The 23,905-nt window shown below is 59.5% G+C and carries 25 protein-coding genes and 1 pseudogene; 17 read left to right on the forward strand and 9 right to left on the reverse strand.

Translation table 11 applies throughout. The features are described 5' to 3' along the window. Positions 1-35 precede the first annotated feature (35 nt). Positions 36-793, forward strand: a protein-coding gene (locus ACS3QZ_RS02705) for an IS5 family transposase (RefSeq protein ID WP_456036452.1) whose coding sequence is annotated in 2 segments (ribosomal slippage) — positions 36-357 and positions 357-793 — 759 coding nt in all. Because the reading frame shifts where the segments join, the coding sequence is not laid out codon by codon here. On the opposite strand, the pseudogene ACS3QZ_RS02710 reads toward ACS3QZ_RS02705, so the two are convergent. After that, a pseudogene (locus ACS3QZ_RS02710) lies at positions 777-1,109 on the reverse strand (transposase); the annotation flags it as partial. The gene ACS3QZ_RS02705 and the pseudogene ACS3QZ_RS02710 sit on opposite strands and share 17 nt — an antisense overlap. 279 nt (positions 1,110-1,388) lie before the next feature. Between ACS3QZ_RS02710 and ACS3QZ_RS02715 the strand changes: the two are divergent. Both ACS3QZ_RS02715 and ACS3QZ_RS02720 read left to right on the forward strand, forming a co-directional pair. Further along, positions 1,389-2,423, forward strand: coding sequence for a sugar-transfer associated ATP-grasp domain-containing protein (locus ACS3QZ_RS02715; RefSeq protein WP_456036453.1), 1,035 nt, complete (start codon positions 1,389-1,391; stop codon positions 2,421-2,423). Positions 2,424-2,676: 253 nt separating this feature from the next. Then, positions 2,677-3,711, forward strand: coding sequence for a sugar-transfer associated ATP-grasp domain-containing protein (locus ACS3QZ_RS02720; protein ID WP_456036454.1), 1,035 nt, complete (start codon positions 2,677-2,679; stop codon positions 3,709-3,711). Positions 3,712-4,128: 417 nt separating this feature from the next. Here the strand turns inward: ACS3QZ_RS02720 and ACS3QZ_RS02725 are convergent. From ACS3QZ_RS02725 to ACS3QZ_RS02740, 4 genes are all read right to left on the reverse strand, one after another. Then, a protein-coding gene (locus ACS3QZ_RS02725; protein ID WP_456035993.1) for an IS3 family transposase occupies positions 4,129-5,288 on the reverse strand; the annotation gives its coding sequence in 2 pieces (ribosomal slippage) (positions 4,129-5,039 and positions 5,039-5,288; 1,161 coding nt in all). A gap of 31 nt (positions 5,289-5,319) precedes the next feature. Next, a complete protein-coding gene (locus ACS3QZ_RS02730; protein WP_456036455.1) occupies positions 5,320-5,574 on the reverse strand; it encodes a hypothetical protein in 255 nt (84 codons plus the stop codon). A 76-nt stretch (positions 5,575-5,650) separates the two neighbouring features. Then, positions 5,651-6,073, reverse strand: a complete 423-nt coding sequence (locus tag ACS3QZ_RS02735) for a hypothetical protein (RefSeq protein ID WP_456036456.1) — start codon at positions 6,071-6,073, stop codon at positions 5,651-5,653. Further along, positions 6,070-7,101, reverse strand: a complete 1,032-nt coding sequence (locus tag ACS3QZ_RS02740; protein ID WP_456036457.1) for a tyrosine-type recombinase/integrase — start codon at positions 7,099-7,101, stop codon at positions 6,070-6,072. Before ACS3QZ_RS02740 ends, ACS3QZ_RS02735 begins: the two co-directional genes overlap by 4 nt. 146 nt (positions 7,102-7,247) lie before the next feature. Between ACS3QZ_RS02740 and dusA the strand changes: the two genes are divergently transcribed. The 4 genes from dusA (at position 7,248) to ACS3QZ_RS02760 (ending at position 11,050) form a co-directional block, all read left to right on the forward strand. After that, a complete protein-coding gene (gene dusA / locus ACS3QZ_RS02745) occupies positions 7,248-8,258 on the forward strand; it encodes a tRNA dihydrouridine(20/20a) synthase DusA (protein ID WP_456036458.1) in 1,011 nt (336 codons plus the stop codon). 82 nt (positions 8,259-8,340) lie between these two features. Next, a complete protein-coding gene (locus tag ACS3QZ_RS02750; RefSeq protein WP_456036459.1) occupies positions 8,341-9,168 on the forward strand; it encodes a sulfite exporter TauE/SafE family protein in 828 nt (275 codons plus the stop codon). A 23-nt stretch (positions 9,169-9,191) separates the two neighbouring features. Then, the gene (locus ACS3QZ_RS02755; RefSeq protein WP_456036460.1) at positions 9,192-9,950 is read left to right on the forward strand and encodes a phytanoyl-CoA dioxygenase family protein; all 759 of its coding nucleotides are present in this window, start codon (positions 9,192-9,194) and stop codon (positions 9,948-9,950) included. Between the two features lie 149 nt (positions 9,951-10,099). Continuing rightward, entirely contained in the window at positions 10,100-11,050 is a 951-nt protein-coding gene (locus ACS3QZ_RS02760) for a calcium-binding protein (protein ID WP_456036461.1), read from the forward strand. Between the two features lie 112 nt (positions 11,051-11,162). Here the strand turns inward: ACS3QZ_RS02760 and ACS3QZ_RS02765 are convergent, their stop codons facing one another. The 3 genes from ACS3QZ_RS02765 to ccmI are packed head-to-tail and all read right to left on the reverse strand — an operon-like array spanning position 11,163 to position 13,116. Then, positions 11,163-11,402 (reverse strand): DUF1289 domain-containing protein, encoded by a 240-nt coding sequence (locus ACS3QZ_RS02765; protein ID WP_456036462.1) that lies wholly within the window; start codon positions 11,400-11,402, stop codon positions 11,163-11,165. Further along, the gene (ruvX, locus tag ACS3QZ_RS02770; protein WP_456036463.1) at positions 11,399-11,881 is read right to left on the reverse strand and encodes a Holliday junction resolvase RuvX; all 483 of its coding nucleotides are present in this window, start codon (positions 11,879-11,881) and stop codon (positions 11,399-11,401) included. Before ruvX ends, ACS3QZ_RS02765 begins: the two co-directional genes overlap by 4 nt. Then, positions 11,881-13,116 (reverse strand): c-type cytochrome biogenesis protein CcmI, encoded by a 1,236-nt coding sequence (gene ccmI, locus ACS3QZ_RS02775; protein ID WP_456036464.1) that lies wholly within the window; start codon positions 13,114-13,116, stop codon positions 11,881-11,883. The genes ruvX and ccmI overlap by 1 nt, the downstream gene beginning before the upstream one ends. 187 nt (positions 13,117-13,303) lie before the next feature. Between ccmI and ACS3QZ_RS02780 the strand changes: the two genes are divergently transcribed. The 10 genes from ACS3QZ_RS02780 to rarD all read left to right on the forward strand — a co-directional run bounded on the left by ACS3QZ_RS02780 (position 13,304) and on the right by rarD (position 23,333). Beyond that, positions 13,304-14,551, forward strand: coding sequence for a sarcosine oxidase subunit beta family protein (locus ACS3QZ_RS02780; RefSeq protein WP_456036465.1), 1,248 nt, complete (start codon positions 13,304-13,306; stop codon positions 14,549-14,551). 139 nt (positions 14,552-14,690) lie between these two features. Further along, on the forward strand, positions 14,691-15,020 hold the full coding sequence (locus ACS3QZ_RS02785) for a sarcosine oxidase subunit delta (protein WP_093093933.1): 330 nt from the start codon (positions 14,691-14,693) through the stop codon (positions 15,018-15,020). Further along, positions 15,017-18,031 (forward strand): sarcosine oxidase subunit alpha family protein, encoded by a 3,015-nt coding sequence (locus tag ACS3QZ_RS02790; protein ID WP_456036466.1) that lies wholly within the window; start codon positions 15,017-15,019, stop codon positions 18,029-18,031. Before ACS3QZ_RS02785 ends, ACS3QZ_RS02790 begins: the two co-directional genes overlap by 4 nt. Then, a complete protein-coding gene (locus ACS3QZ_RS02795) occupies positions 18,024-18,593 on the forward strand; it encodes a sarcosine oxidase subunit gamma (protein WP_456036467.1) in 570 nt (189 codons plus the stop codon). Before ACS3QZ_RS02790 ends, ACS3QZ_RS02795 begins: the two co-directional genes overlap by 8 nt. Before the next feature lie 625 nt (positions 18,594-19,218). Continuing rightward, the gene (locus ACS3QZ_RS02800; RefSeq protein ID WP_456036468.1) at positions 19,219-19,707 is read left to right on the forward strand and encodes a hypothetical protein; all 489 of its coding nucleotides are present in this window, start codon (positions 19,219-19,221) and stop codon (positions 19,705-19,707) included. Positions 19,708-19,750: 43 nt separating this feature from the next. Continuing rightward, positions 19,751-20,212 carry a hypothetical protein gene (locus tag ACS3QZ_RS02805; RefSeq protein ID WP_456036469.1) on the forward strand — a complete coding sequence of 154 codons (462 nt, stop codon included), beginning with the start codon at positions 19,751-19,753 and terminating at the stop codon, positions 20,210-20,212. Between the two features lie 128 nt (positions 20,213-20,340). Further along, entirely contained in the window at positions 20,341-20,766 is a 426-nt protein-coding gene (locus tag ACS3QZ_RS02810) for a hypothetical protein (protein WP_456036470.1), read from the forward strand. A gap of 90 nt (positions 20,767-20,856) precedes the next feature. Next, positions 20,857-21,456, forward strand: a complete 600-nt coding sequence (locus tag ACS3QZ_RS02815) for a superoxide dismutase (protein WP_456036471.1) — start codon at positions 20,857-20,859, stop codon at positions 21,454-21,456. A gap of 119 nt (positions 21,457-21,575) precedes the next feature. Then, the gene (locus tag ACS3QZ_RS02820; protein WP_456036472.1) at positions 21,576-22,358 is read left to right on the forward strand and encodes an enoyl-CoA hydratase-related protein; all 783 of its coding nucleotides are present in this window, start codon (positions 21,576-21,578) and stop codon (positions 22,356-22,358) included. A gap of 60 nt (positions 22,359-22,418) precedes the next feature. Continuing rightward, positions 22,419-23,333 (forward strand): EamA family transporter RarD, encoded by a 915-nt coding sequence (rarD, locus tag ACS3QZ_RS02825; RefSeq protein WP_456036473.1) that lies wholly within the window; start codon positions 22,419-22,421, stop codon positions 23,331-23,333. Here rarD and ACS3QZ_RS02830 read toward each other — a convergent pair. After that, positions 23,276-23,827: an LOG family protein gene (locus ACS3QZ_RS02830; protein WP_456036474.1), complete on the reverse strand. Its 552-nt coding sequence runs from the start codon at positions 23,825-23,827 to the stop codon at positions 23,276-23,278. The two genes, rarD and ACS3QZ_RS02830, sit on opposite strands and share 58 nt — an antisense overlap. Positions 23,828-23,905 lie beyond the last annotated feature (78 nt).

Here is a 23,905-nt window from a genome sequence, read left to right on the forward strand (position 1 = left end):
GGCATGATTCACGACTCGAAAAACGAGCGGTAAACATGTCTGATCTTTTCTGGTTGAGCGACGCGCAGATGGCGCGCCTTGAGCCCTTCTTCCCCAAGTCCCATGGCAAACCTCGTGTGGATGATCGCCGGGTGCTGAGCGGCATTATCTTCATCAATCGCAACGGGTTACGATGGCGTGATGCTCCCAAGGAATACGGCCCGCACAAGACACTCTACAATCGCTGGAAGCGTTGGAGCGACAAGGGCATCTTCGCCGAGATGCTGATTGGTTTGGCTGCTGATCATGGTGAAGAGAAAACGGTCATGATCGACGCCACCTATCTGAAGGCTCATCGCACGGCGTCCAGTCTGGGCGTGAAAAAGGGGGGCGTGGGCGTCTGATTGGGCGCACCAAGGGCGGCATGAACACAAAGCTGCACGCCATTTGCGACAGCCAAGGACGTCCTCTGAACCTCTTTGTGACAGCCGGTCAGGTCAGTGATTACACCGGCGCACGGGTTCTCGTTGGCAGCCTGCCAAAAGTAGATTGGCTGCTCGGAGATCGTGGTTACGACGCCGATTGGTTCAGAGAAGCTTTGAAAGACAAAGGGATACGCGCCTGCATCCCCGGTCGAAAACAGCGGAAGAAAACGGTGAAGTACGACAAGCGCCGCTACAAACGGCGCAACCGCATAGAAATCATGTTCGGCAGGCTCAAGGATTGGCGGCGGGTCGCGACCCGTTACGACAGATCCCCAAAGGTATTCCTGTCAGCCATCGCGCTGGCGGCACTCGTCATTTTCTGGCTATGAGTCCTGACCCTAGGACGGCGATACGGACCTGCAACTCGGCAACTTGGCGATCGAAGTCGCGGGCCATCAGGGATTGGCCGAGCAGTTTGATAAAATTCATCTTGTTCTTGACGCGGCACCGGCGGTGGTAGCCAGACCATCGTCGCCAGATGGCGCGGCCGAGGTATCTGGAGGCGCGCACGGCTTCTTTCCTTGCCGCCGCGCCTGCGCTCGTCAGCTTGCAGGGTTTCGCGTTCTTGCGGGGCGGGATGACCGCGGCGGCGTTTCGAGCGGCGATTGCTTCATGGCACTTTCGGGTGTCGTAGGAGCCGTCGGCGATCCGCGCCGCTTCAACGCGTCATTGTAAGCCGACCAGTTCGTGGTCTTGTACTTCGTAGGGGCCCAACTGCTCATCCCTACCATCTATCATGCTATATTCATGCAGTGAATCCCCTGCCCGATTTGTGCAACAAGGCACCCAAAACGCTTGATCTGCAAGCGAAATCAGGTGATCTTGGCATCAAGTGGCATGCCACTTGGGGAATGTCGATTTAAGCTGATCTATACATGATCATGCTATGCTTTTTAGCTTTTTATACAAGGGACATCGTCTACCATGACAGGTCTGTTAGAACCACTGTTCAAGCTGAATAGAATCCGAAGAACGCGCCAGTATCATTTGAACAGCAATAAAGCTGCTGCTCGCAAACTCGGCTTGGTGGAGAAACAAAGAGGGCCTTTATCGGCTGAGGTAAAAAAGAAATGTGATGACTATGCGGTAAGTGTTTTGAATGACATCTGCTATGCGCCATGGTTATATTTTTATTCTGCAGTGAGGGGCGGCTTCCATGAGGGATGGATCCCCTCGAATTATTGGGGCCGTGTTGTTGTCCCCAAAATCCAGGGAGAGCACGGTAGGGTATCTGGAATTAAATCAATGAATTACCTCATGGTTGGATCTGACACATTTCCTGATCTGCTATCGTACGCAAACAGCACCTTCTTCACCCCCACCGGTAATATGGTCCAAGCCGCTCATGTCAAAGATGCCCTGTTTTCTTCAGGCGACCGTATCATTTTCAAGCCAGATAATTCATTGCAGGGAAAGGGAATCAAGATATTCGACAAAGATACTTTTGACAGAGAGGCGTTGCTTGGATTTGGCAGCGGTGTCTTTCAAAGATTTATCGATCAGGAAGAAAGTCTAGCATCATTTTTTCCTTTAGCCGTTTCGACATTAAGGTTGAACACCGTTATCAATGAGCGCGGCAACGCGGAGCTTAGGAGCGCGAATTTGAGGTTTGGAACTGGTGTAGATAAACATGTGAGTAGCGCATCGCAAATTCGCGTTCCAGTATGTTTAAGAACCGGTCTTCTCAATGATGCCGGTTTCACCTATCAATGGGCCGAAGTTTCCAAGCATCCGGATAGTAAGAAGAAATTCTCCGGATTTGAGTACCCGATGTTCAAAGAAGCCGTCGAAACTGTAAGCAGACTGCACGAGCGTATGCCATTCATCAAATGCATAGGCTGGGACGCTGTTCTCGATAACACTGGGAAAATTAATATAATGGAATGGAATGGGCGACAGAACGACATTCAATTCCCTGAAGCCACGCAGGGTCCGTGCTACACTGGGCTCGGCTGGTAGATATCGAGAACCGAACGGCTATTGATCTAAAAATAGCTGGAAACAGGATGGCAACATCGAATGTCTTAGGGCGTGGATGATGTGCGTCCGACGATCGACGCGGCGGCGATGGCACGCCCACCAATAGCGACGGATGTCCTTGGATGCAGAGCAGTTGTGGACGACGGAAAACGGAGTTTCTTTGAAAGGTTTGGAGCGCAGAGAAACTGGCTGATAATGTTTTTGAACTTTTGATGGAAGGAAATCGTCTACCATGACAGGTCTGTTAGAACCGCTGTTCAAGCTGAACAGGATACGAAGAACGCGCCGGTATCATTTGGACCAAAACAGAAGGGCAGCTCGCCAGCTTGGTTTTGTGGAGAAACAAAGAGGGCCTTTATCGGACGATATAAAAAAGAAATGTGATGACTATGCGGTAAGTGTTTTTAATGACATCTGCTATGCGCCATGGTTATATGTTTATTCTGCGGTGAGGGGCGGCTTCCATGAGGGATGGATCCCCTGGAACTATTGGAGTAGTTTTGTTGTCCCCAAAATCCAGGGAGAGCATGGTAGGGTATCTGAATTTAAATCAATGAATTACCTCCTGGTTGGGTCAGACACATTTCCTGATCTGCTATCGTACGCAAACAGAACTTTCATCACCCCCACCGGTAATATGGTCCAAGCCGCTCATGTCAAAGATGCCCTGTTTTCTTCAGGCGACCGCATAATTTTCAAGCCAGATAATTCATGGCAGGGGAGGGGAATCAAGATATTCGACAAAGATACTTTTGACAGAGAGGCGTTGCTTGGATTTGGCAGCGGTGTCTTTCAAAGATTTGTCGATCAGGAAGAAAGTCTAGCATCATTTTTTTCTTCAGCCGTTTCGACATTAAGGTTGACCACCGTTATCAATGAACGCGGCAACGCGGAGCTTAGGAGCGCGAATTTGAGGTTTGGAACTGGTGCAGATAAACATGTGAGTGGCGCATCGCAAATTCGCGTTCCAGTATGTTTAAGAACCGGTCTTCTCAATGATGCCGGCTTCACCCATCAATGGGTCGAAGTTTCCGAACATCCGGATAGTAAGAAGAAATTCTCCGGATTTGAGTACCCGATGTTCAAAGAAGCCGTCGAAACTGTAAGCAGACTGCACGAGCGTATGCCATTCATCAAATGCATAGGCTGGGACGCTGTTCTCGATAACACTGGGAAAATTAATATAATGGAATGGAATGGGCACCTGAACGGTATCCAATTTCAAGAATCCACGCAGGGTCCTTGTTTCATTGGGCTTGGCTGGTAGATGGGAGCTTTTGGCGTCGTCAGAGGAAACCGGCTTGGTCTGTTGCCATCGGTCTTTCTCCTCATTCAATCCTAATGCCTTCAAGATTGAACGCGGGTCGGCGCTATCGTGCATGACCGGGCGCTGAAATGGTTCACGGATGCAGTCCCTCGCGGACGATGGGAGCAAGTCCTGTTTCCCCGCCGGATGCGAGTTGCCGGGAATTGTTGCGGGCGAGGTTTTTCAGTGCGGATTGCATTCGGTCGTTGAATTGCCGGTCGCCAAACCCGCCCATCATTTGCGCGCCGAAGACCTTTTCCCAGCCATATGCCGCTTCAAGTCGCTCGCAAATCCAACACGCGAAGAAAACGGCGCGTTCCGGGTCGCCATCTGGCCATGGCGGCAAAGGTCCTGACCTGCCCCCCGATGGTCCCTCATTCAAAACGAGAGTCTGCGGGTCTGGTTTTCATATTCTTCGGTTTCGGTTTGGGCAAGCGCGCCGGGCGCGGAGCCCTCATTTGGCTCAAGCGCCCGGCGCGCTTCCGCGGGTGTTTGATTGCCGAGCGATGAGTGCGGCCTGACGTTGTTGTAGTCGTAGCGCCAGAGGGCCAGAATTCGCCGTGCATCTTCCAAGCTGTCGAACATCTCCTCGTTCAGCAACTCGTCCCGGAGGCTGCCGTTGAAGGACTCGATGAAGGCGTTCTGCTGGGGCTTGCCCGGATCGATGTAATGCCAATCGACGCCGTTGTTGTTCGCCCATTTCAGGATCGCCCGACTGGTGAACTCGGTGCCGTTGTCACTGACTATGCTGGCGGGCCTACCATAGACCCGGACAAGCGCATCCAGTTCCCGCGCCACACGGGCACCCGAGATGCTGGTATCGGCCATCAGACACAGGTTCTCGCGGCAGCAATCATCGTTCACCGCCAGAATGCGGAACCGTCGCGATGCCCCGAACGTGTCGGACAGGAAGTCCAGAGACCAGCGTTCGCCGGGCCTCAGAGCCTCGGGCATTGGCGTCCGCGATCCCCGCGCCCGTTTGCGACCCCTTCGTCGCCTGACGCCCAGCTTCTCCTCCGTGTAGAGGCGGTACAGCTTCTTGTGGTTCATGATCATCCCCTTGCGCTCCAGCATAACGCCGATCCGCCGATAGCCGAACCGGCGCCGCTGGACTGCGACGGCTTTCATCTCCTCCCTGATCTCAGGATTGTCGGGCGGGCGTTCACGCCTGACAGTTTTGGGATCGACACCAACGAGCCTGCACGCTCGGCGCTGCGAGATGTCATGATCCCGCATCGCCTTGAGCGCTGCATCCCGCCGTTCGGTTGGCGTCGTCAGTTCTTTCCCAGCAAGTCTTTCAGAACGGCATTGTCCAGCATCGTATCTGCCAGAAGGCGCTTGAGCCTGGCGTTCTCGTCTTCCATCGCCCTCAGCTTAGCGACATCCGACACCTCCATGCCGCCATACTTCGATTTGTACTTGTAGAACGTGCCCTGGCTGAGACCGTGCTTGCGGCACACCTCCGCTGTCGGCATGCCTGCTTCCTGCTCTTTGATCATCCCAATGATTTGCGCTTCCGTGAAACGGCTCTTTCGCATCTGTTTGCTCCTTCGAAAGGTTGAGCAAACTCTACATCAGAACGAGGGAGAATTTGGGGGGCAGGTCATTGTCCAAGAGCGCGGCAAGATCGTCGTCGTTGTAGAGTTGAAGATCGCGCTTCAAGCGGCACCGGGTTTCCGTCGCCGTTTCGGACGGGAAGGGAACACCCTGCAACAACAGGTCGGCGCGGGTCTGGACGTTCAAACCCTGCCAAGCGGTATGGGTTCCGTCGTTGTAATCGGGCAGGTCTGCACCTGCTTCGGTCATGTATTTGGGTTCTGACATTGGAGTCACCTTTCGTTTGGTGACTCCCCTCATATGCACAGATTCGGCCCGAGTCGTCGCGCTAGCGGCGCTAGTGTCAGACTTTCTTCATCCAGCGCAAAACGGTCCGTTTGTCGGGCAATTCGTCGTGATCATCGGATAGGCGCACCAAGACCAGATCGGCAACTGCAGACAAGGTCAGATCGCGCCGGCGCGCCGTGATCTTGACGGCAAGGTCCAAAGCCTCACCCCGGACCGCATCCCACTTGCCACGCCTCACACTGCCCGCAGCGGCCCGAGACTGGGCCACACGGGCGCGATCACGTTCGATGTAATGGATCGCAAGCGCGGCCATGTCGTCGCCATCAACGGCCCGATTTCCGGCCTGTACGGCGTCCCAGTATGCGGACACGTCGGCGAACCAAAGCTGGTGAGCATGTTCAGCTATGAGGTGGTCAACGGTCTCCTGATCGGGGGGATCGACCAACCACGACACCGGACCCCAGACGACGGGAGTCATCGGTGCAACGTCTCCGGCTTGATCTGCGTGTATCTGCGCAACATGCTCCAATCCTGATGACCCGAAACAAGGGAAACCTGTTCAATCCGGTATCCGGCTTCAAAGAGCCGGGACACGCCGTCGTGTCGCAGATCGTGGAACCGCAGATCGGAAATGCCACAAGACGCGACGCCTCTGGTGAAGGTGGTCGATACCGTTCGCGGATCGTGTGGGAATATCCGGGGATCGACACGGTGTTGACGTTGGATGATTTCCAGCGGGTCGATCACCTCGCCGTCGATCACAACAGGACCGAGTAGCAGGGGAACATTCTGGTCATTGCCGATCTTGGAACGCGGGTGTTTCCGATCCCGGATTGTGACCATGCGCCCGGCTTCATCCAGATCATCCCATGTGATCCGCGTAATCTCGGAGAGGCGCATTGCGGTGCAAATGGCGAATTGCGTGATGTCCCAGATCGGCACCACCCGACGACTTTTCGACCACTGTTCCCGTAGGGCCACCAGTTCCACGTCGGTGGGGCGTCGGTCGCGCTCTTTGGGGCGTCCTACCGCGCCGGATGCGTTCAGGATAGCGCGGGCCTTGGTGTAGGCTCCAAGCGCCGTGTCGGTGTTAATATCCATCACCGCGCCGCCCATTTTCAGGATCGTGTGGATATAGGTCAGGTCTTGACCAATCGTGGCGGGGCCAGCGCCTTCGGCCCGGCGCATCTTTGCAAATTCCCGGATGCGCGCGGATGTCAGATCCGGCAGGGGCGTGCGGCCAATCAGTTCCGAGATGTGGCGGATCGTGCCCAGCTTCGACCGGCTGGCCTGATCGCCGAATTCATCAAGATAGGCTTCGATGACATCGTTAAAGCGCAGGTCGGTAATAACGGACACAACGGTGCCTGTGGTGTCTTGTGTCGCTTCTTCTTGTCGTGCCCAGCGTTCGGCGTCTCGTTTGTGCGAGAATGTCCGGGATCGGCGCTTGCCGTCCAAGTTCACTTGCGCAGTCCATTTGTTGCGTGATTTATAGATGCTTGCCATGCAGATGAGTTTTTCGTTTGCAAACGGTGTGAGAGTTGTTTGCACTTCATAGACTTGTTTGCATGGCGTTTGCAATCGTTTGCACATCGAGACCATGTTTGCACTACATCGACTGCAATCGAAACTACATCGGAGCGGATCGTAACGTGCTGCTAAAGAATGAAAAACCCAATGTTTCAAGGGGCGCGCGGCTGTCCATTGCCCCCATGATGGACTGGACCGATCGCCATTGCCGGTATCTGCATCGGCTGATGTCGGGCGAGACGTTGCTCTATACTGAGATGCTGACGGCCCCGGCGCTGGTGCGGGGCGGGGCGGTGCATCTTCTGGACTACAACCCCGAGGAACACCCGGTCGCGCTTCAGCTTGGCGGGAGCGACCCGGAAGAGTTGGCCGCGGCCAGCCGTCTGGGGGCTTCAGCGGGGTATGACGAGATCAACCTGAACGTGGGGTGCCCGTCGGACAGGGTGCAGTCGGGTACGTTTGGGGCGGTTCTGATGAAGACGCCGGATCTCGTGGCCGATTGCGTGGCGGCGATGGCCGAGGCCAGCCCGGTCGAGGTGACGGTGAAATGCCGGATCGGCGTCGATGATCAGGAACCGCGCGACGTGCTGCCTGCTTTCCTTGAAAAAATCCGCGCCGTGGGCGTGACGCGGGTCACGATCCACGCGCGCAAGGCATGGCTCAAGGGGTTGAGCCCCAAGGAAAACCGGGACATCCCACCGCTGGATTATGCGTTGGTGCATGAGATGAAAACCGCTTTCGCGGACATGCATATCTCGATCAACGGCGGCATTGCGACACTGGACGAAGCCGAGCAGCATCTCGCGGCGGGGTTGGACGGGGTGATGATCGGGCGGGCAGCCTATCATAGCCCGTCCGATATCCTGCTTGGGGCGGATCGCCGGATTTATGGCGTTGACCGGGAGACCGACGCTGAGACCGTGGCGCACGCCATGCTGCCTTATATCGAGCGCCACCTGAGCGCCGGGGGCAAGCTCAACCAGGTCACGCGGCACATGCTGGGGCTGTTCGCGGGCCGCCCGGGCGCGCGGGCATGGCGGCGCACGCTTTCGGAACGTGCGACGCGTCCCGGCGCGGGGCCGGAACTGGTCGAAGAGGCGCTTGGTCATGTAAGTGGGGCGGCTGCGGCCTGAGTTCTTGTTCGCCCACTGCGCTTGCGGGAGCGGGCGAAATCCGCTTTACATCGCGCAAGCGAACAGACCCGGAGACCCCTACATGACCGCTGATGCCAGCCTGTTGATACAGATGTTTGTCCTGTTGCTTGCTATTGGCGGACTGGCCGGCGTGCTGGCGGGGCTGTTGGGTGTGGGGGGCGGCATTGTTCTGGTGCCGGCGTTTTTCTATGCCTTCCAGGCGCTGGGATATGGCGGGCCGCAGCTGATGCAGATCTGCCTTGCGACCTCGCTGGCGACGATCATCGTGACATCCGTGCGGTCCGTGATGAGCCACAACAAGAAGGGCGCGGTGGATTGGGAGATCCTGCGCGGCTGGGCACCGGGGATTGCCGTGGGGGCCATTATCGGTGTGCTTGTCGCGGCCAACCTGCGCTCGGTGACGCTGCAATTCGTGTTTGGCTGCCTTGGCATCGTGATCGGGGCCTATCTGGGGTTCGGGCGCAGCGAATGGCGGCTGGGACAGGCGATGCCCAAGGGCCTCTTGCAGCGGGTCCTCAGCACGGTCATGGGTTTCATGTCGGTGCTGATGGGGATTGGTGGGGGCAGCTTTGGCGTGCCGGTGATGACCCTGTTCAATACGCCGATCCATCGGGCGGTGGCGACGGCGGCGGGGTTTGGCGTGCTGATCGCGGTGCCCTCGGTGATCGGCTTCCTGTTTCTTGAAATCGATGCCGCGCACCGACCGCCGCTGACCATTGGGGCGGTCAATCTCGTGGCCTTTGCCATCATCGTGTCAATGACCCTTTTGACCGCGCCCATCGGCGTCAGGATCGCCCACGCCATGGACCCCAAACCGCTGCGCCGGGTATTTGCGCTGTTCCTGACGCTGGTGGCGTTGAACATGCTGCGAAAAGCGCTGGGTTGGTGACGGCGTTTTCCGAAAAAGGTTGGATGAAGATCCCGTTTGATGCGGGGGTGTTGGGCTGGGCCGGGATCGCGCGGAAGGCCGGAGAGGTCGCCATGCGCGACCCGGCGCTTTCCCATTGGTGGGTGTGCGAGAAGACATGGTTTGTCGGAGTGGATGCCCTGCCCAATGACGGGCGTGGGGCCTTGCCCGGCGGCGCGCCGCTCGGGGGCGCCCCGCAAAGCGCCATCGAGGCGCTATACGGGGCTTTGCCACACCTTCACAAGGCACAGCTTTCGGTGGTGAGGCCGGGATATCCCAAGCCGCGCGATGGGGAGAGCGCGGCGGCGTTCCGCTATCGTGAAAACCGCGATGCAGCGCATGTGGACGGGATCAAGGCCGTTGGCACGGATCGGCGCCGCCGCATTGACGAGCGCCACGCATGGATCCTCGGTTTGCCGCTGACGGAAAACACCCCCGAGGAAGCGCCGCTCGTGGTGTGGGAGGGCAGCCACGAGATCATGCGCGCGGCGTTGCAGGCCGCGCTGCTGCCCTATCCGGAAACGGATTGGCAAAAGGTCGACATCACCGATGTTTACCAGACCACGCGTCGCAGGATTTTTGAGTCCTGTCCGCGCGTTCCGGTCTGTGCGAAACCCGGAGAAGCCTATCTGCTGCATCGTCTCTGCCTGCACGGTGTTGCCCCGTGGTCCGCAGAATCAGCGCCCGAAAACGCGCTTAGAATTGTTGCCTATTTCCGTCCGAATGTGGCGGTGAGCGTTGCGGAGTGGCTTGTTCAACCGTGATTTGAGAGCCTTTTGTCTCGTCTGGGGAAACAGGTTTTGCTTGTGGCGGGGAACTGTCCCTGATGGCGAAACGGATTTCTCAATTTCCTCAGAATGGGGCAAGAATGTGTTAACATTTTGGCGTCTGCTTTTGTTTGAGGATTAGCGCCATGTTGACGGCTTTGATGATACTTGGGGGGATTGCCATTGCATATGCCGTTGTCGATTGGATCGACGACGATGATGACAATGACAATCACGGCGACCCTCAGGGAGAAATGGTTATCGGTGGCTCTGCGGACGATCTGCTCAACGGGACGGACAATGCCGATACAATCAGCGGTGAAGGCGGAGATGATACCCTGAATGGTGGGGCCGGGGATGACTCGATCGACGGCGGGGCCGGGGACGACAGCATCGAGGGCGGCACCGGGGACGATGCAATTACCTCGGGTGATGGCGCGGACATCGTGCGCGCCGGAAATGGCGACGATTTTGTCAACGGTCAGGCTGGCAATGATATCCTGCGTGGCGGTGACGGGCATGACGAACTGCGCGGCGGCACCGGTGATGATGACATTGAAGGGGGCGCCAACGAGGACAGCCTGCGCGGCGGCAACGGTGATGACACGCTTCTGGGCCAGCAGGGTGACGATACGATCGAAGGCGGCACGGGTGAGGATGTTATCAAGGGCGGGCATGGCAACGACGTGCTTTATGGCATCGAGGACGGGACCGACGATGACATGTGGGGTCCAACCGACGAACCTGATGCGGATACGCTCAAGGGCGGCGATGGCGATGACATGCTCTATCTTGGAACCGGCGATCAGGCCGAGGGCGGTGAAGGCGAAGATACCTTCGTGATCGGCCCCTGGGTTGCCGAGTTCACCAGCCCGTGGATCAGCGATTATAACGGCGCGGAAGATCAGTTGATGGTGCTGGCCCCGGTGGGGGACGACGGCGAAGTGTCGGTGGCGGAAGATCCCGACAATGCCGGTGTGGCGCTGGTGCTCTATGCCGACAAGATCATTGCAAGGGTCGAGGGCGGTTTTCCAGACCTGAGCGCGGAAGACATCGAAGTCGTGGAGAGCGAGTTTGTCATGGCGGTGGGATCATGATCGACTTTGCCATTTTCCTGACCCTTCTTTACGCCATTATCCTGATCAAGGGGGCGACCCTGTGGGAGGAAGCGCGGGCGCTGGCACAGCGGATCTACGGCGGCTGACGGCCTTAGGCGCCGCGCGCCTGTCGCGCGGCCCGTCCGCCACGGCGCTTCTTCAGACGCGGCGCGCGCGACGGCAACTCGGCCATGATCGCGCTGCGTTCGTCGGCATCCATCTTGGACCAGCGCGTGATCTCGTCAATCGAACGCAGGCAGCCGGTGCAGATACGTTCCTCGGGATGCACGACACAGACCTGCACACAGGGGCTTTCGATCTCGTTGCGTTTCCACACGGCGTCCTTGGTCATTGCGCGCTCCTGATATGTCCGAGACGGTCCAGCACTCCCTGCAGGATATACGACGCCGCGACGTGGTCGATCACCTCGGCGCGACGTTTTCGGGTCGTATCCGCCTCAAGAAGGGCACGTTCGGCGGCCACGGTGGACAGGCGTTCGTCCCAGAACCCGATCGGAATCGCCACGAGGGGCGCAAGATTGCGGGCAAAGGCGCGGGTCGACTGGCAGCGCGGCCCTTCGGAGCCGTCCATGTTACGCGGCAGGCCAAGGATGATCGCGCCAATCGAGCGCTTGTCGATGATGTCGATCAGGCGCGCGGCGTCGATGCCGAACTTCTTGCGCTTGACGGTTTCCAGAGGTGAGGCCACCGATTGGAAGCTGTCCGATACCGCAACGCCAATGGTCTTGGTGCCAAGGTCCAGCCCCATCAGCGCCTGCATTGGCGGCAGCACCGCAGCCATTTCTTCGATGGTCTCGAAGATCGTGTTCATCAGTCCGCGACCCCGGCACGTTCCGCACCCGCGCGCACGATAGCCAGCGCCTCGGGGTTTTCCGCAAAGACACCCTTGGCCTCTTCCCAGATCACCAGTGCGCGTTCGCTGTCACCCAGAACGCCATAGGCAGAAATGAGCCGCGCCCATTCCTCGGGTGTGCCGCCCTCTGTGGCGAGACGCTCGGCGAGGTTGCTGACCATGCCGCGGATCATTTCCTGGCGGTCTTCGGCCGACATTTCGCTGGCCGCTTCCATGTCGTCGCTGCTTGGGCCGGACAGACCGTCGCCGGAGTGCGGCGCGGCGGGCATCTGGTATTCCACGCCGGCAAACCACGCCAGATCCATGATCCGCGAGCGGATCGCGGGCACCCAGGGCGCGTCCGGCGGGCTCTGGCGCAGCACCTGATCCCAGATCTTGAAGGTCAGGTCCGGGCGGTCATTCTGCAAGAGCATCAGGCCCCAGTAATAGCGGGCGAGGTTGTTTGCCGGGTTGATCTCCATCGCCCGGCGCAGCGCGGCTTGCGCCTCGGGCGAGACATAGCCATCGGCGGCGGCGATCATCATGTTGGCCAAGATGCTGTAATCGCTGGAACTTGCGCGGTCACCCTTGATGCGGATGATCTGTTGCTGAGCGGTATAGGCGGCCTTGAAATTGCCCATCGAGGCTTCGTTTCTGGCCAGCAGTTCCTGTCCCTGCAGGTCGTCGGGACGTTCGGCGGCGGTCTGGCGCAGCTTTTCCATCAGGGCGACGAAATCCGCGTCCGGCGTCGGGCCGGGAGAGGCGGGCACTTCGGCCTCGGCTTCGGCCTGGCTCTGGCGGCTGTCCATGCGCGCGCGGGCTTCTTCCATGCGCAGCGACAGCGGCTGGTCCTGAAAGCCAGGCGCGCCCAGTTGCCAGTAACCAAGAAAGCTCAACCCGATCAGAACCACGCCCATGGCGACGATCAACGCCATGCCACCGCGCGATTTTGTGGTCTCACCGGCCTGTTCCGCCTTGAGCTGGGCATCGGCGGCAAGGATGCGGCGCGACACCTCGGTGCGGATGCGTGTGGCGTCGGCCTCGTCGATCACGCCGCGTGCGAGATCTTTGTCGACTTCCTTGAGCTGGTCGCGATACACGCGCAGATCATATTCCGCCGGATGTTCGCTGTTGCCGCGTTGCCGACGAACCGCCAGCGCGATGATGCCTGCTGCCACAAGGGCCAGAGCGCCTGCCGTGATCCAGAATACCATGATGCCTCGATGCCTCCTGCAAGTGTCCCCCATCTATAGGCGGAGGGGCGCGGGAAAAAGGGCAAATCGTGATCACGACAGCGTATGTCGCAACCGAACGGCAATGCGGCGGTTTGAACCGCCTGTCCGAGGGCGCAGCAGTTCAATAAGATCGTATCAGGACTCTCCCTAATCGGAATCACTGCCCATGAGACGCTATTCAGCCTTTGCCATCGCCCGCGAAGCCGCCCGGTTCCATACCGGATGGGAACGCGCGTGGCGTTCGCCCGAACCGAAGAAGAAATACGATGTGATCATCGTTGGGGCCGGGGGGCATGGCCTTGCCACCGCCTTTTACCTTGGCAAGAATTTCGGGATCACCAACGTGGCGATCATCGAAAAGGGCTGGCTGGGGGGCGGCAACACCGGCCGCAACACCACGATCATCCGCTCGAACTATCTTCAGGATCCCTCTGCGGCGCTTTATGAAAAGGCGCGTTCGCTCTACGAGACCATGAGCCAGGACCTGAACTACAACGTTATGTTCAGCCCGCGCGGCGTGATCATGCTTGCCCAGACCGAGCACGAGGTGCGCGGTTATCAGCGCACGGCGCATGCCAACGCGCTTCAGGGCGTTCAGACCGAGTTCATCGGACCGGAGCGGGTCAAGGAGCTGGTGCCGATCATCAATATTGATGGGCCGCGTTACCCGGTTCTGGGGGGGCTCTGGCAGGAGCGCGGCGGCACCGGGCGGCATGACGCCGTAGCCTGGGGCTATGCGCGGGCGTGCTCGGATATGGGCATGGACATCATCCAGAAATGCGAAGTCATCGGCGTCCGTTCCGAAGGCGGCGTGGTCAAAGGCGTCGACACGACCAAAGGACCGATTGATTGCGACAAGCTGGGCCTTGTCGTGGCCGGGAACTCGGGCGATCTGGCGAACATGGCCGGGTTCCGCCTGCCGATGGAATCCGTCGCCCTTCAGGCGCTGGTCAGCGAGCCGATCAAACCTTGCATGGACGTCGTGGTGATGGCCAATACGGTGCACGGCTACATGTCCCAGTCGGACAAGGGCGAAATGGTGATTGGTGGCGGCACCGATGGATTCAACAACTACACCCAACGCGGATCGTTCCACCATATCGAGGAAACCGTGCGCGCGCTGTGCGAAACCTTCCCGATGGTCAGCCGCCTCAAGATGCTGCGCCAGTGGGGCGGGATCGTGGACGTGACCGGCGACCGCTCGCCCGTCATCGGCAAGACGCCGTTGGGCAACTGTTTCATTAACGCAGGCTGGGGCACCGGCGGCTTCAAGGCCATTCCCGGTGGCGGCTGGGCCACGGCCGAGCTGATCGCCAAGGGCGAACCGGGTCCGCTTTGCGCCGAGTTCGGCATGGAACGCTTTATCGAAGGCCGGTTTATTGATGAATCAGTGGCCGCAGGGGTGGCGCATTGATGTTTGACGTGACCGTTACATGCCCGGCAATTACATGCCCGGCAATGCCGGGCAGCGCCCGACCCTCCCCACGGGAGGGCGCTTTCAGCACTCGCCCAAGCTCGGGCGCTGCCCTCAACTTTTTGCAGGAGGACGCAACATGCTAACCCTTCAATGCCCCTATTGCGGCGTTCATGCCGAGGAAACCGAACTGCATGCCGAAGGCGAAGCGCACCTCAAGCGTTTTGGCCCCGGCTCAACCGATGACGAGTTCGAAACCTATCTTTTCATGCGCGAAAACCCCAAGGGCGTGCATTTCGAGCGCTGGCGGCATTCCAACGGCTGCGGCAAGTTCTTCCATGCTGCCCGGTCGACAACAACGCTTGAGGTCTTTGGCACCTATCCGGCGCAGACGCTGGAACCGCCAAAGGACATCAAGGACAAGATTTCCGCGAAATATCCCGGCTGGCGCTGGAGGGAATTCTCATGAGCACACGTCTCGCATCCGGCGGTAAGTATCTCAACCGCAACAAACAGGTAAAGTTCAGCTTCAACGGCAAGCAGTTTGCCGGGTACGAAGGCGACACGCTGGCCTCGGCGCTTCTGGCCAATGACCAGATGATGATGGGCCGGTCGTTCAAGTATCACCGCCCGCGCGGCGTGGTGGCCTCGGGCGCCGAAGAGCCGAACGCATTGGTCAACATGGGCGAGGGCGGCAAGTTCGAACCAAACCAGCGCGCCACCACGACCGAGATTTTCGACGGGCTGACCTGCACCTCGCAGAATCACTGGCCGAGCCTCGAATTCGACGTGGGCGCGATCAACAACCACATGACCCGCTTCTTCCCGGCGGGGTTCTATTACAAGACCTTCATGTTCCCGCGTTTCGCGTGGAAACACGTCTTTGAACCGATCGTGCGCCAGTCGGCGGGGCTTGGCAAAGTGCCGAAAGACCGCGACGCGGACCGGTACGAGCATTTCTATGCCTTCTTCGATGTGGTCGTCGTCGGCGGCGGGATTGCCGGTCTTGAGGCGGCGTTGGCCGCCGGGGCCGCCGGAGCCAAGGTGCTGATCATGGAACAGACCTCGCATCTGGGCGGGCGTGCCCGTATTGATGGGGGTGAGATCGACGGCATGTCGGTGGATGGCTGGGTCACCGAGGCCGCAGAGGCGCTCGAGGCGATGTCGAACGTCACCATCCGCACCCGGATGATGGGGGCAGGGGTCTATGATCACGGCTATGTGCTGGGCTATGAACGCGTGGCAGATCACACGCCGCTGGCCAATGCGCCGCGCCACCGCCTGTGGCGCATCCGCGCGAAACAGATCGTGACCGCAACCGGCGCCATCGAACGCCCGCTGTCCTTTGCAGGCAACGACATTCCCGGCGTCATGCTGGCCGGAGCGATGCGCGATTACGTGGACGGCTGGGGCGTGTCGGCTGGCGACCGCACCGTGGTCGTCACCAACAATGACGACGCCTATCGCACCGCGATTGCGCTCAAGAAGGCCGGGCTGGAAGTGCCCGTCATTCTGGACGCCCGCAACATGGGCGGCGGGGCGCTGGCCGAAGAGGCGCGCGCGCTTGGCATTCGGATCGAGAACGGCAAAGGCATCGCCAAGGTCAAGGGCGGCAAACGCGTCACCAGCGTGGCAATCTGCACGCAGGCGGGCGAAGGCAGCGTGCTGGAAGAGATCAAGTGCGACGCGGTCGCCATGTCGGGTGGCTGGTCGCCCGTGGTGCACCTTTGGTCCCATTGCGGCGGCAAGCTGGTCTGGGACGAGGATCAGGCCCATTTCCGGCCCGACGCCACCCGCCCGCCGACCAACCAGGACGGCGAAGGGTTCGTCATCCCCGCAGGCAGCGCCAACGGCCCGCTTGACATGGCCGATGTGTTGTCTGATGCCCGTGCGGCGGGTCTGGCCGCGGCCAAGGCCTGTGGCTTTGAACCCGGTGACTGGGACCCGGCCAAGGCCGAACCACAGCCCGAAGCGGCGATGGAGCCGGTCTGGCTCATGCCGCAGGGCGCGGGGCCGAAACTGCGCATCAAGACGTGGCTGGATTATCAGAACGACGTCAAGGTGTCGGACGTGCGTCTGGCCGCGCAGGAAGGCTATGAAAGCGTCGAGCACACCAAGCGTTATACCACGCTTGGCATGGCGACGGATCAGGGCAAGCTCAGCAATATCAACGGTCTGGCAACGCTTGCTGGTCAGCTCAACGCGCCGATCCCTTCCGTTGGCACGACCACGTTCCGCCCGCCCTATACGCCGATCAGCTTTGGCGCGATTGCCGGTGAAGCGCGTGATGAGGCGTTCCAGCCTTTGCGTCGCACACCGATCCACGAATGGCATGAAGAACAGAACGCCTTCTTCGAGCCGGTCGGCCACTGGCGCCGCCCGTACTGCTATCCGCGCAAAGGCGAAAGCCACGGCGACGCAGTGAAACGGGAAATCCTGCAAACCCGAAACTCTGTCGGGCTGCTGGATGCCTCGACGCTGGGCAAGATCATCGTCAAGGGGCCGGATGCGGGGAAGTTCCTCGACTTGCTCTACACCAACATGATGTCGACGCTGAAACCCGGCAAATGCCGCTATGGGCTGATGTGTAGCGAGAACGGCTTCCTGATCGACGATGGCGTGGTTGCGCGCATCGACGAAGACACGTTCCTCTGCCACACCACCACCGGCGGGGCCGAGCGCATTCACGGCTGGATGGAAGACTGGCTGCAATGCGAATGGTGGGACTGGAAGGTCTATACCGCCAACGTGACCGAGCAATATGCCCAGATCGCCGTTGTGGGGCCAAATGCCCGCAAGGTGATCGAGAAGCTGGGCGGCGACATGGATGTCAGCAAAGAGGCGCTGGCCTTCATGGAGTGGAAAGACGGCAAGATCGGCGATTTTGACGCGCGGGCCTACCGGATTTCCTTCTCGGGTGAGCTGTCTTACGAGATCGCCGTGCCCGCAAGCCAGGGCCGCGCCTTCTGGGATGCTCTGCTGAAGGCCGGGGAAGAGTTCGACATCATGCCCTATGGCACCGAAGGGTTGCACGTTATGCGCGCCGAAAAGGGCTTTATCATGATCGGGGATGAAACCGACGGCACGGTGATCCCGCAGGATCTTGGGCTCAACTGGGCGATTTCCAAGAAGAAGGAAGATTTCCTTGGCAAACGCGCGCAACAGCGTCCGCACATGACCGATCCGAACCGCTGGAAGCTGGTCGGGCTGGAAACGCTTGATCGCTCGGTGATCCCGGACGGCTCTTATGCGATTGCAGAGGGCACCAATACCAACGGTCAACGCAACACCCAGGGCCGCGTCACCTCGACCTATTATTCGCCGACGCTGGACAAGGGCATCGCCATGGGGATCGTGCATCGCGGGCCTGAACGCATGGGCGAGGTGATCGAGTTCAACAAGGTGGATGGTAGCACGGTGAAGGCGAAGATCGTCGATCCGGTGTTCTATGACAAGGACGGGGAGAAGCAGAATGTCTGAGGCTGTGAGCGCCCTCAATGGGGCAAGCTTTGACGGGTTCGCCCGTGTCGAGGAAACCGGGTTGCGTGGCATGATCACCGTGCGCGGTGATCTGGCGTCCAAGGAGATGGCAGCGGCTGTCCAGAACGTCATTGGCGCGGCGATGCCCGAAACCCGCAAGGTTGCCTTTGGCAAGAGCGGCGCGGTGGCGTGGATGTCGCCAGACGAACTGTTGGTCATGGTCGCGCACGGGTCGGCCAACGACATCGTGGCCGCGTTGAAGGCGGAACTGGCCGGGCAGCATGCGCTGGTGGTCAACGTGTCGGACGCGCGGGCGGTGTTCCGCGTTTCGGGGCAGGGTGCCCGCGAGGTTCTGGCCAAGCTTGCCCCGGTCGACCTGTCGCCGGACGCCTTTGGCGCAGGCGACATCCGCCGCACACGCCTTGCGCAGGTGGCCGGCGCGTTCTGGGCCAATGACGATGGCAGTCTCGAAGTGATCTGCTTCCGGTCCGTGGCGCAATACGTGTTCGACATTCTCAGGTTGTCGGCAACGCCCGGAGGGGAAGTCGGGCATTTGGCCTGATAAATACACGAATCTGCATGTGATGCGCGGTCCTGACGCAAGGGCCGCGCATTTTTTTGTGTTGACGCCAAGTAGCGACGGTGCAAAATCATTACAACGCAGAGGTGTATTAGAATCGTTATTGTTCAGAGAGTTGGCTTTTTCTGAGGGGGGCATTCCCCCTTTGGGTGTCTTGGGTCTTCATTCTGCTGCCGGGATGAAATCCATACGGACAGGCCGCCCAGAAGGCGTTTCGCTTCTTTGTCTTGCGTCGGTCAATGGGGTTCGCCGGGTCATTTGTGGGCCGGGTGCACGCCGCTCCGGGATGTTTTTTGGGGAATATTCCAGAGTGAAAAGGCCGTTTTGAGTGTTTCTTGTGGGGGCGCGTGAAGAGGGCGTCGAATGAAAATGACATCGAAAAATCTGCTCCGGGTAGCCGCTATTCTGCTGGTTGTCGGGTTAATCATCTATGCTGCACCGGGCACGACGGCGCATTAGGATCAAATTGATACGACCAGAAAACAATTTGCCGCGTTCGGTGCGGGCAACGCTTGTCTGCATTGCGCTTTTTGGCTCCGCAATGAGCGTTTTGTTCGCGCCCGCGCAGGCAGAGACCTAAAAACGCGGCGTCACCCTGCAATGCACGATGAAAAGCACCCACAAGAAGGGCGCAATCCCCAAGGAAATCGTGGTCGGCGTGACCAGCTATGGCAGTGTCGTTGTCTCGGACGAGATGACCAGGAACCAGGGCGGTCCGGTAGAGGGTGAAATCCTGAGCAACCGGGCGGACACGCTTGTCGCGCGTTGGGATCTTGTCGCCGCCAAACCCGGCGGCACGACCGTGATGAACCGTCCGGTCTACCGGTTTGTCGTGTACAAGAAGGATTTGACCGCGACGTTGGAAGCAACCGGGCAAACGATGCATAACGGCCTTCACTCCAGAACGCATCTGGGCCGTGGGTCCTGCAAAGCCATCAAGGACCCACGTGTTCTTGCGAAGTTGCAGCAAGACGCGCGGGCCGCAAAGGCTCGAAAGCAAGCACGCAGTTCTGACGATGGGTGCTTGAAACAGGGCGCCGGCGTGGGGTCAACGAGCGCGCAAGATGGTCCCAGCAGTAATCGCTGGTGCCCCTGATGATCGACAAAACACGCAACTTTCTCCAAACAGGTACTGCACAATGAAAAAGCTAATCTCCCTCCGGGGCGCGGCCATGGCCGCAACCATGGCCTTCTCCACGGTGCTTGCCGGTCAGACACAGGCGCAGACCGTGATGGATTGCACCATGACTGACTTGCCGCGTACCGGTGCAGCAACGAGCCGGTATTTCTTTTCCCATGATACCGGGAACAACCGCGTCGTCGTGATGGACGAGGTGACACTCATTGTGGCGAAAACGCCCGTCTTAGCCAAGATCACGCGCAACACGGATGAACGGCTCCACTTCAAGTGGAAAGTGCGCCAAATTCCGATGAAGGACTCGCGGACCGGTGCGGTGCGGGACCATCGAGATTTTTCCTTCAAGGCGACTTATTTCAAGAAGCAGAAACGCCTGATGGTGCGGTCCTACTCCGGGGCCCATGCCTTTGATGCCGCCAACGGACGCTGCGTTCCCGGCAAGCTGCCGCGCGGGATGCGATGAGCTGTGGTGCAACAGGTGTACGGGCAAGGATTACCTGGAAAATCCTGCGCCAACCTATTGAAATCCCCCCTCGGTCGTGACCAAATCTAGGACAGAAGGGTCACAAGGGCCTGTTGGGGGGCGAAAGCATGAAGTTTCTGGCGACAATCCTGTCCGGCGTGCTGCTGGCCGCGGGCGCGGCAGGCGCGCAGGAGTTCAACTGCACCTTTCCCAAGCAGGGCGTGAATAGCTGGATCCGGGGCCAGATCATCGTCAAGTTCGATCCCGCGACTCAGACCGCATCGGTGTTTGACAGCCTGATCAACCAGGAATTCGGCGCCCCCATCGCCGCCAAGGTCAGCACCAATAACGACAAGCGCCTGACCGTGCGCTGGCGTCTGCGCAACGTCCAGACCCGCGTGGGCTTTGCGCCGTCGATCGACTACACGCTTTCCTATCTCAAACAAACCGGGCAGGCCAACGCCAACGCCATCGCACCGCTCGTGGATGAGCCGACCAGATCGCCGTTTTCGCCAGGCCAATACAGCGCGGGCGGGACCTGCACACCGCGCTAGGCATGTGACGCTTTTCCCTTGACCTTCCCCGCCAATCCCCCGCATCTGGGGGCCATCATTTAACGCTCGAACAACCAAGAGGACTTTGAAATGGCTTTCGAACTTCCCGATCTTCCCTATGCCCACGACGCCCTTGCCGACAAAGGCATGAGCGCCGAAACGCTCGAATATCACCACGACCTGCACCACAAGGCCTATGTCGACAACGGCAACAAGCTGATCGCCGGGACCGAGTGGGACGGCAAGTCGATGGAAGAGATCATCACCGGCACCTACGACGCGGGCGCGGTTGCTCAGAACGGCATCTTCAACAACATCTCGCAGCTCTGGAACCACAACCAGTTCTGGGAAATGATGGGGCCGGGCGCGTCGGCCATGCCGGGTGAGCTGGAAAAAGCACTGGTCGAGAGCTTTGGTTCGGTTGACGAGTTCAAATCGCAGTTCGCCGCCGCAGGCGCAGGCCAGTTCGGTTCGGGCTGGTGCTGGCTCGTGAAAAACGCCGACGGTTCGCTGGCCGTGACCAAGACCGAGAACGGCGTCAACCCGCTCTGCTTTGGTCAGACCGCGCTTCTGGGTTGCGACGTGTGGGAGCATTCCTACTACATCGACTTCCGCAACAAGCGTCCTGCGTATCTCGACAACTTCCTGAACAACCTCGTGAACTGGGAAAACGTCGCCTCGCGCATGTAAGCCGCGGGCGATATGGAATTGGAAGGGGCTGGCCATGGGGCTGGCCCTTTTTCGTTTCCGCACGAGGGATTGTCAGGGCAGGGCGGCCTGTGCATTCTGCGCGGCGGGAGGATAACGCAATGGCCAAAGACCAGTCCAAGCTTGTGACAGAGACGCTTGAGAAAGGCGTACTCACGCTGACACTTGGCGGTGGCGTTGCGCACACGCTGTCCAGCCAGATGATCGGCGCGCTTCATGCGGCGCTGGCGCGCGCGCGGCAGGATGCAGAGGTCAAGGTTCTGGTGCTTTATGGGCCGGGCCATATCTTTTGCGCCGGCCATGACCTCAAGGAAATCGCCGCCTGCCGCGCCGAGGTTGATGACGGGCGGGCGTATCTTGGCCGCCTGTTCGACAATTGCGCGGCGATGATGACGGCACTGGCGACGTTTCCAAGGCCAACCATTGCGCGAGTCGAGGGCATCGCCACGGCGGCGGGGTTGCAGATGGTGGCCACTTGCGATCTGGCCTTTGCTTCAGATCAGGCGCGCTTTTGCCTGCCCGGTGTGACAAACGGCGGTTTCTGTTCAACACCGCTTGTGGCGGTGGCGCGGGCGATCGGGCGCCGTCACGCGATGGAACTGGCCTTGTCGGGCGAGACCGTCGACGCGGTCTGGGCGCATCGGGTCGGGCTGATCAACCGGGTCTCGACCCCCGAGTGCCTTGCAGACACGGTGAGTGATTTTGCCCGGCGACTGGCCGCGCAACACGCCCCCGCAATCCGCCAAGGCAAGGCGGCCTTTGATGCGCAGATCGCGCTGCCCCTGGAACAGGCCTACGAGGTGGCCGGGGCGGCGATGCTGGATCACTTCATGGACCCGGAACGCATTGCCATAGAACGCGAAAGCTGGGCGAAAAAACTCTAGGCGACTTGCCAACCCGGCTTGCCCGGTCCATCAACAGGCGTTGGACAAGGAAGCAGGGGCATGAGCGAACGCAAGCGGGCATTTCTGGCGATGATCTTGGCCTGCGTCATCTGGGGCCTGTCGCCACTCTACTACAAACTTCTGGCCCATATTGCTCCGATCGAGGTTCTGGCCCATCGCACGATCTGGTCCGCAACGCTTTTTGCCGGGCTGCTCATGGTACAGGGACGGCTGCGGGAACTGGCGCATGCCGGGCGTCCGCTGAAACAGGGCGGCGGGGTGCTGATCGCCGCACTTCTCATCTCGACCAACTGGTTTGTCTTCATCAGCGCCGTCGGCTCGGATCAGGCGACCGAAGCAAGCATGGGGTATTTCTTGTTTCCGCTGGTGTCCGTGCTTCTTGGGCGCGTTGTTCTTGGGGAACGCCAATCAGCGGCCCAATGGCTGGCGGTCGGTCTGGCCGGGCTGGCGGTTGTGGTGCTCACGGTCGGGCTTGGCGTCGCACCTTGGATCGCGCTGATCCTGTCGGGCACGTTTGGGCTCTATGGTCTGCTCAAGAAACGTCTGCCGCTTGGCCCCGTGGTGTCCGTCACCGCCGAGGTGCTGCTGCTTTGTCCCATCGCGATCCTCGTGCTGTGGCATTTCCACAGTTCCGGGGGTGGGGTTTTCGGCCAATCCTTGCAGGATTCTGTTCTGTTGGTGTTTTCAGGGGCCCTGACGGCAACGCCGCTTATCCTGTTTTCACGCGCGGCGCGGCAATTGCCGCTGTCTACCGTGGGGCTGATGCAATACCTCAACCCCACGCTGCAATTCCTGTGCGCTGTCGTGATCTTTGCCGAGCCGTTCAGCCTTTGGCACATGATTGCCTTCCCGATGATCTGGGCGGCGCTGGCGCTCTATTCCCTGTCCTCGTGGCGTCAGGAAAAGGTCGCGTCGAGAACTTCGGTCGCCCCGGCCACGTCATCAACAACGTGAAAGAACTCACGCAGCGAGTCTTCGGCAAAGCCCTGTTCGATCACATGATCCACCAGCGCCACCAGCGGCGACCAGAAACCGTTGATATTGAGAATGATGATCGGTTTTTGGTGCAGGCCAAGCTGCCGCCATGTCAGCACTTCGAAGAACTCGTCGAGTGATCCCGCCCCGCCGGGCAGTACCACCAGTGCGTCGCAGTTCATGAACATGACCTTTTTACGCTCGTGCATGTTTTCGGTCACGATAAAGCGGCTGAGGTCGGTCTTGCCTACCTCCCATTTGAGAAGATGCGTCGGGATCACGCCGAACGTGTCACCGCCCGCCATCTGGCAGCTGTTGGCCACGGCCCCCATCAACCCGATGTCCCCCGCACCGTAGACCAAACGCCATCCGCGTTCGGCGATAATCTCGCCAAGCGCCTCTGCGCCTGCGCGATAAGCGGGGTCCTGGCCCGAACGTGAGCCGCAAAAGACACAGACCGAGTGCGTTGTCATGAATTTCTCCAATATGTTCAAAGCGCTTTTGACCAGTGATACGCGCGTTGATAAGGTCGCTCAACCTTATGACAGCCG

It is taken from the genome of Shimia sp. W99 (assembly GCF_053851455.3).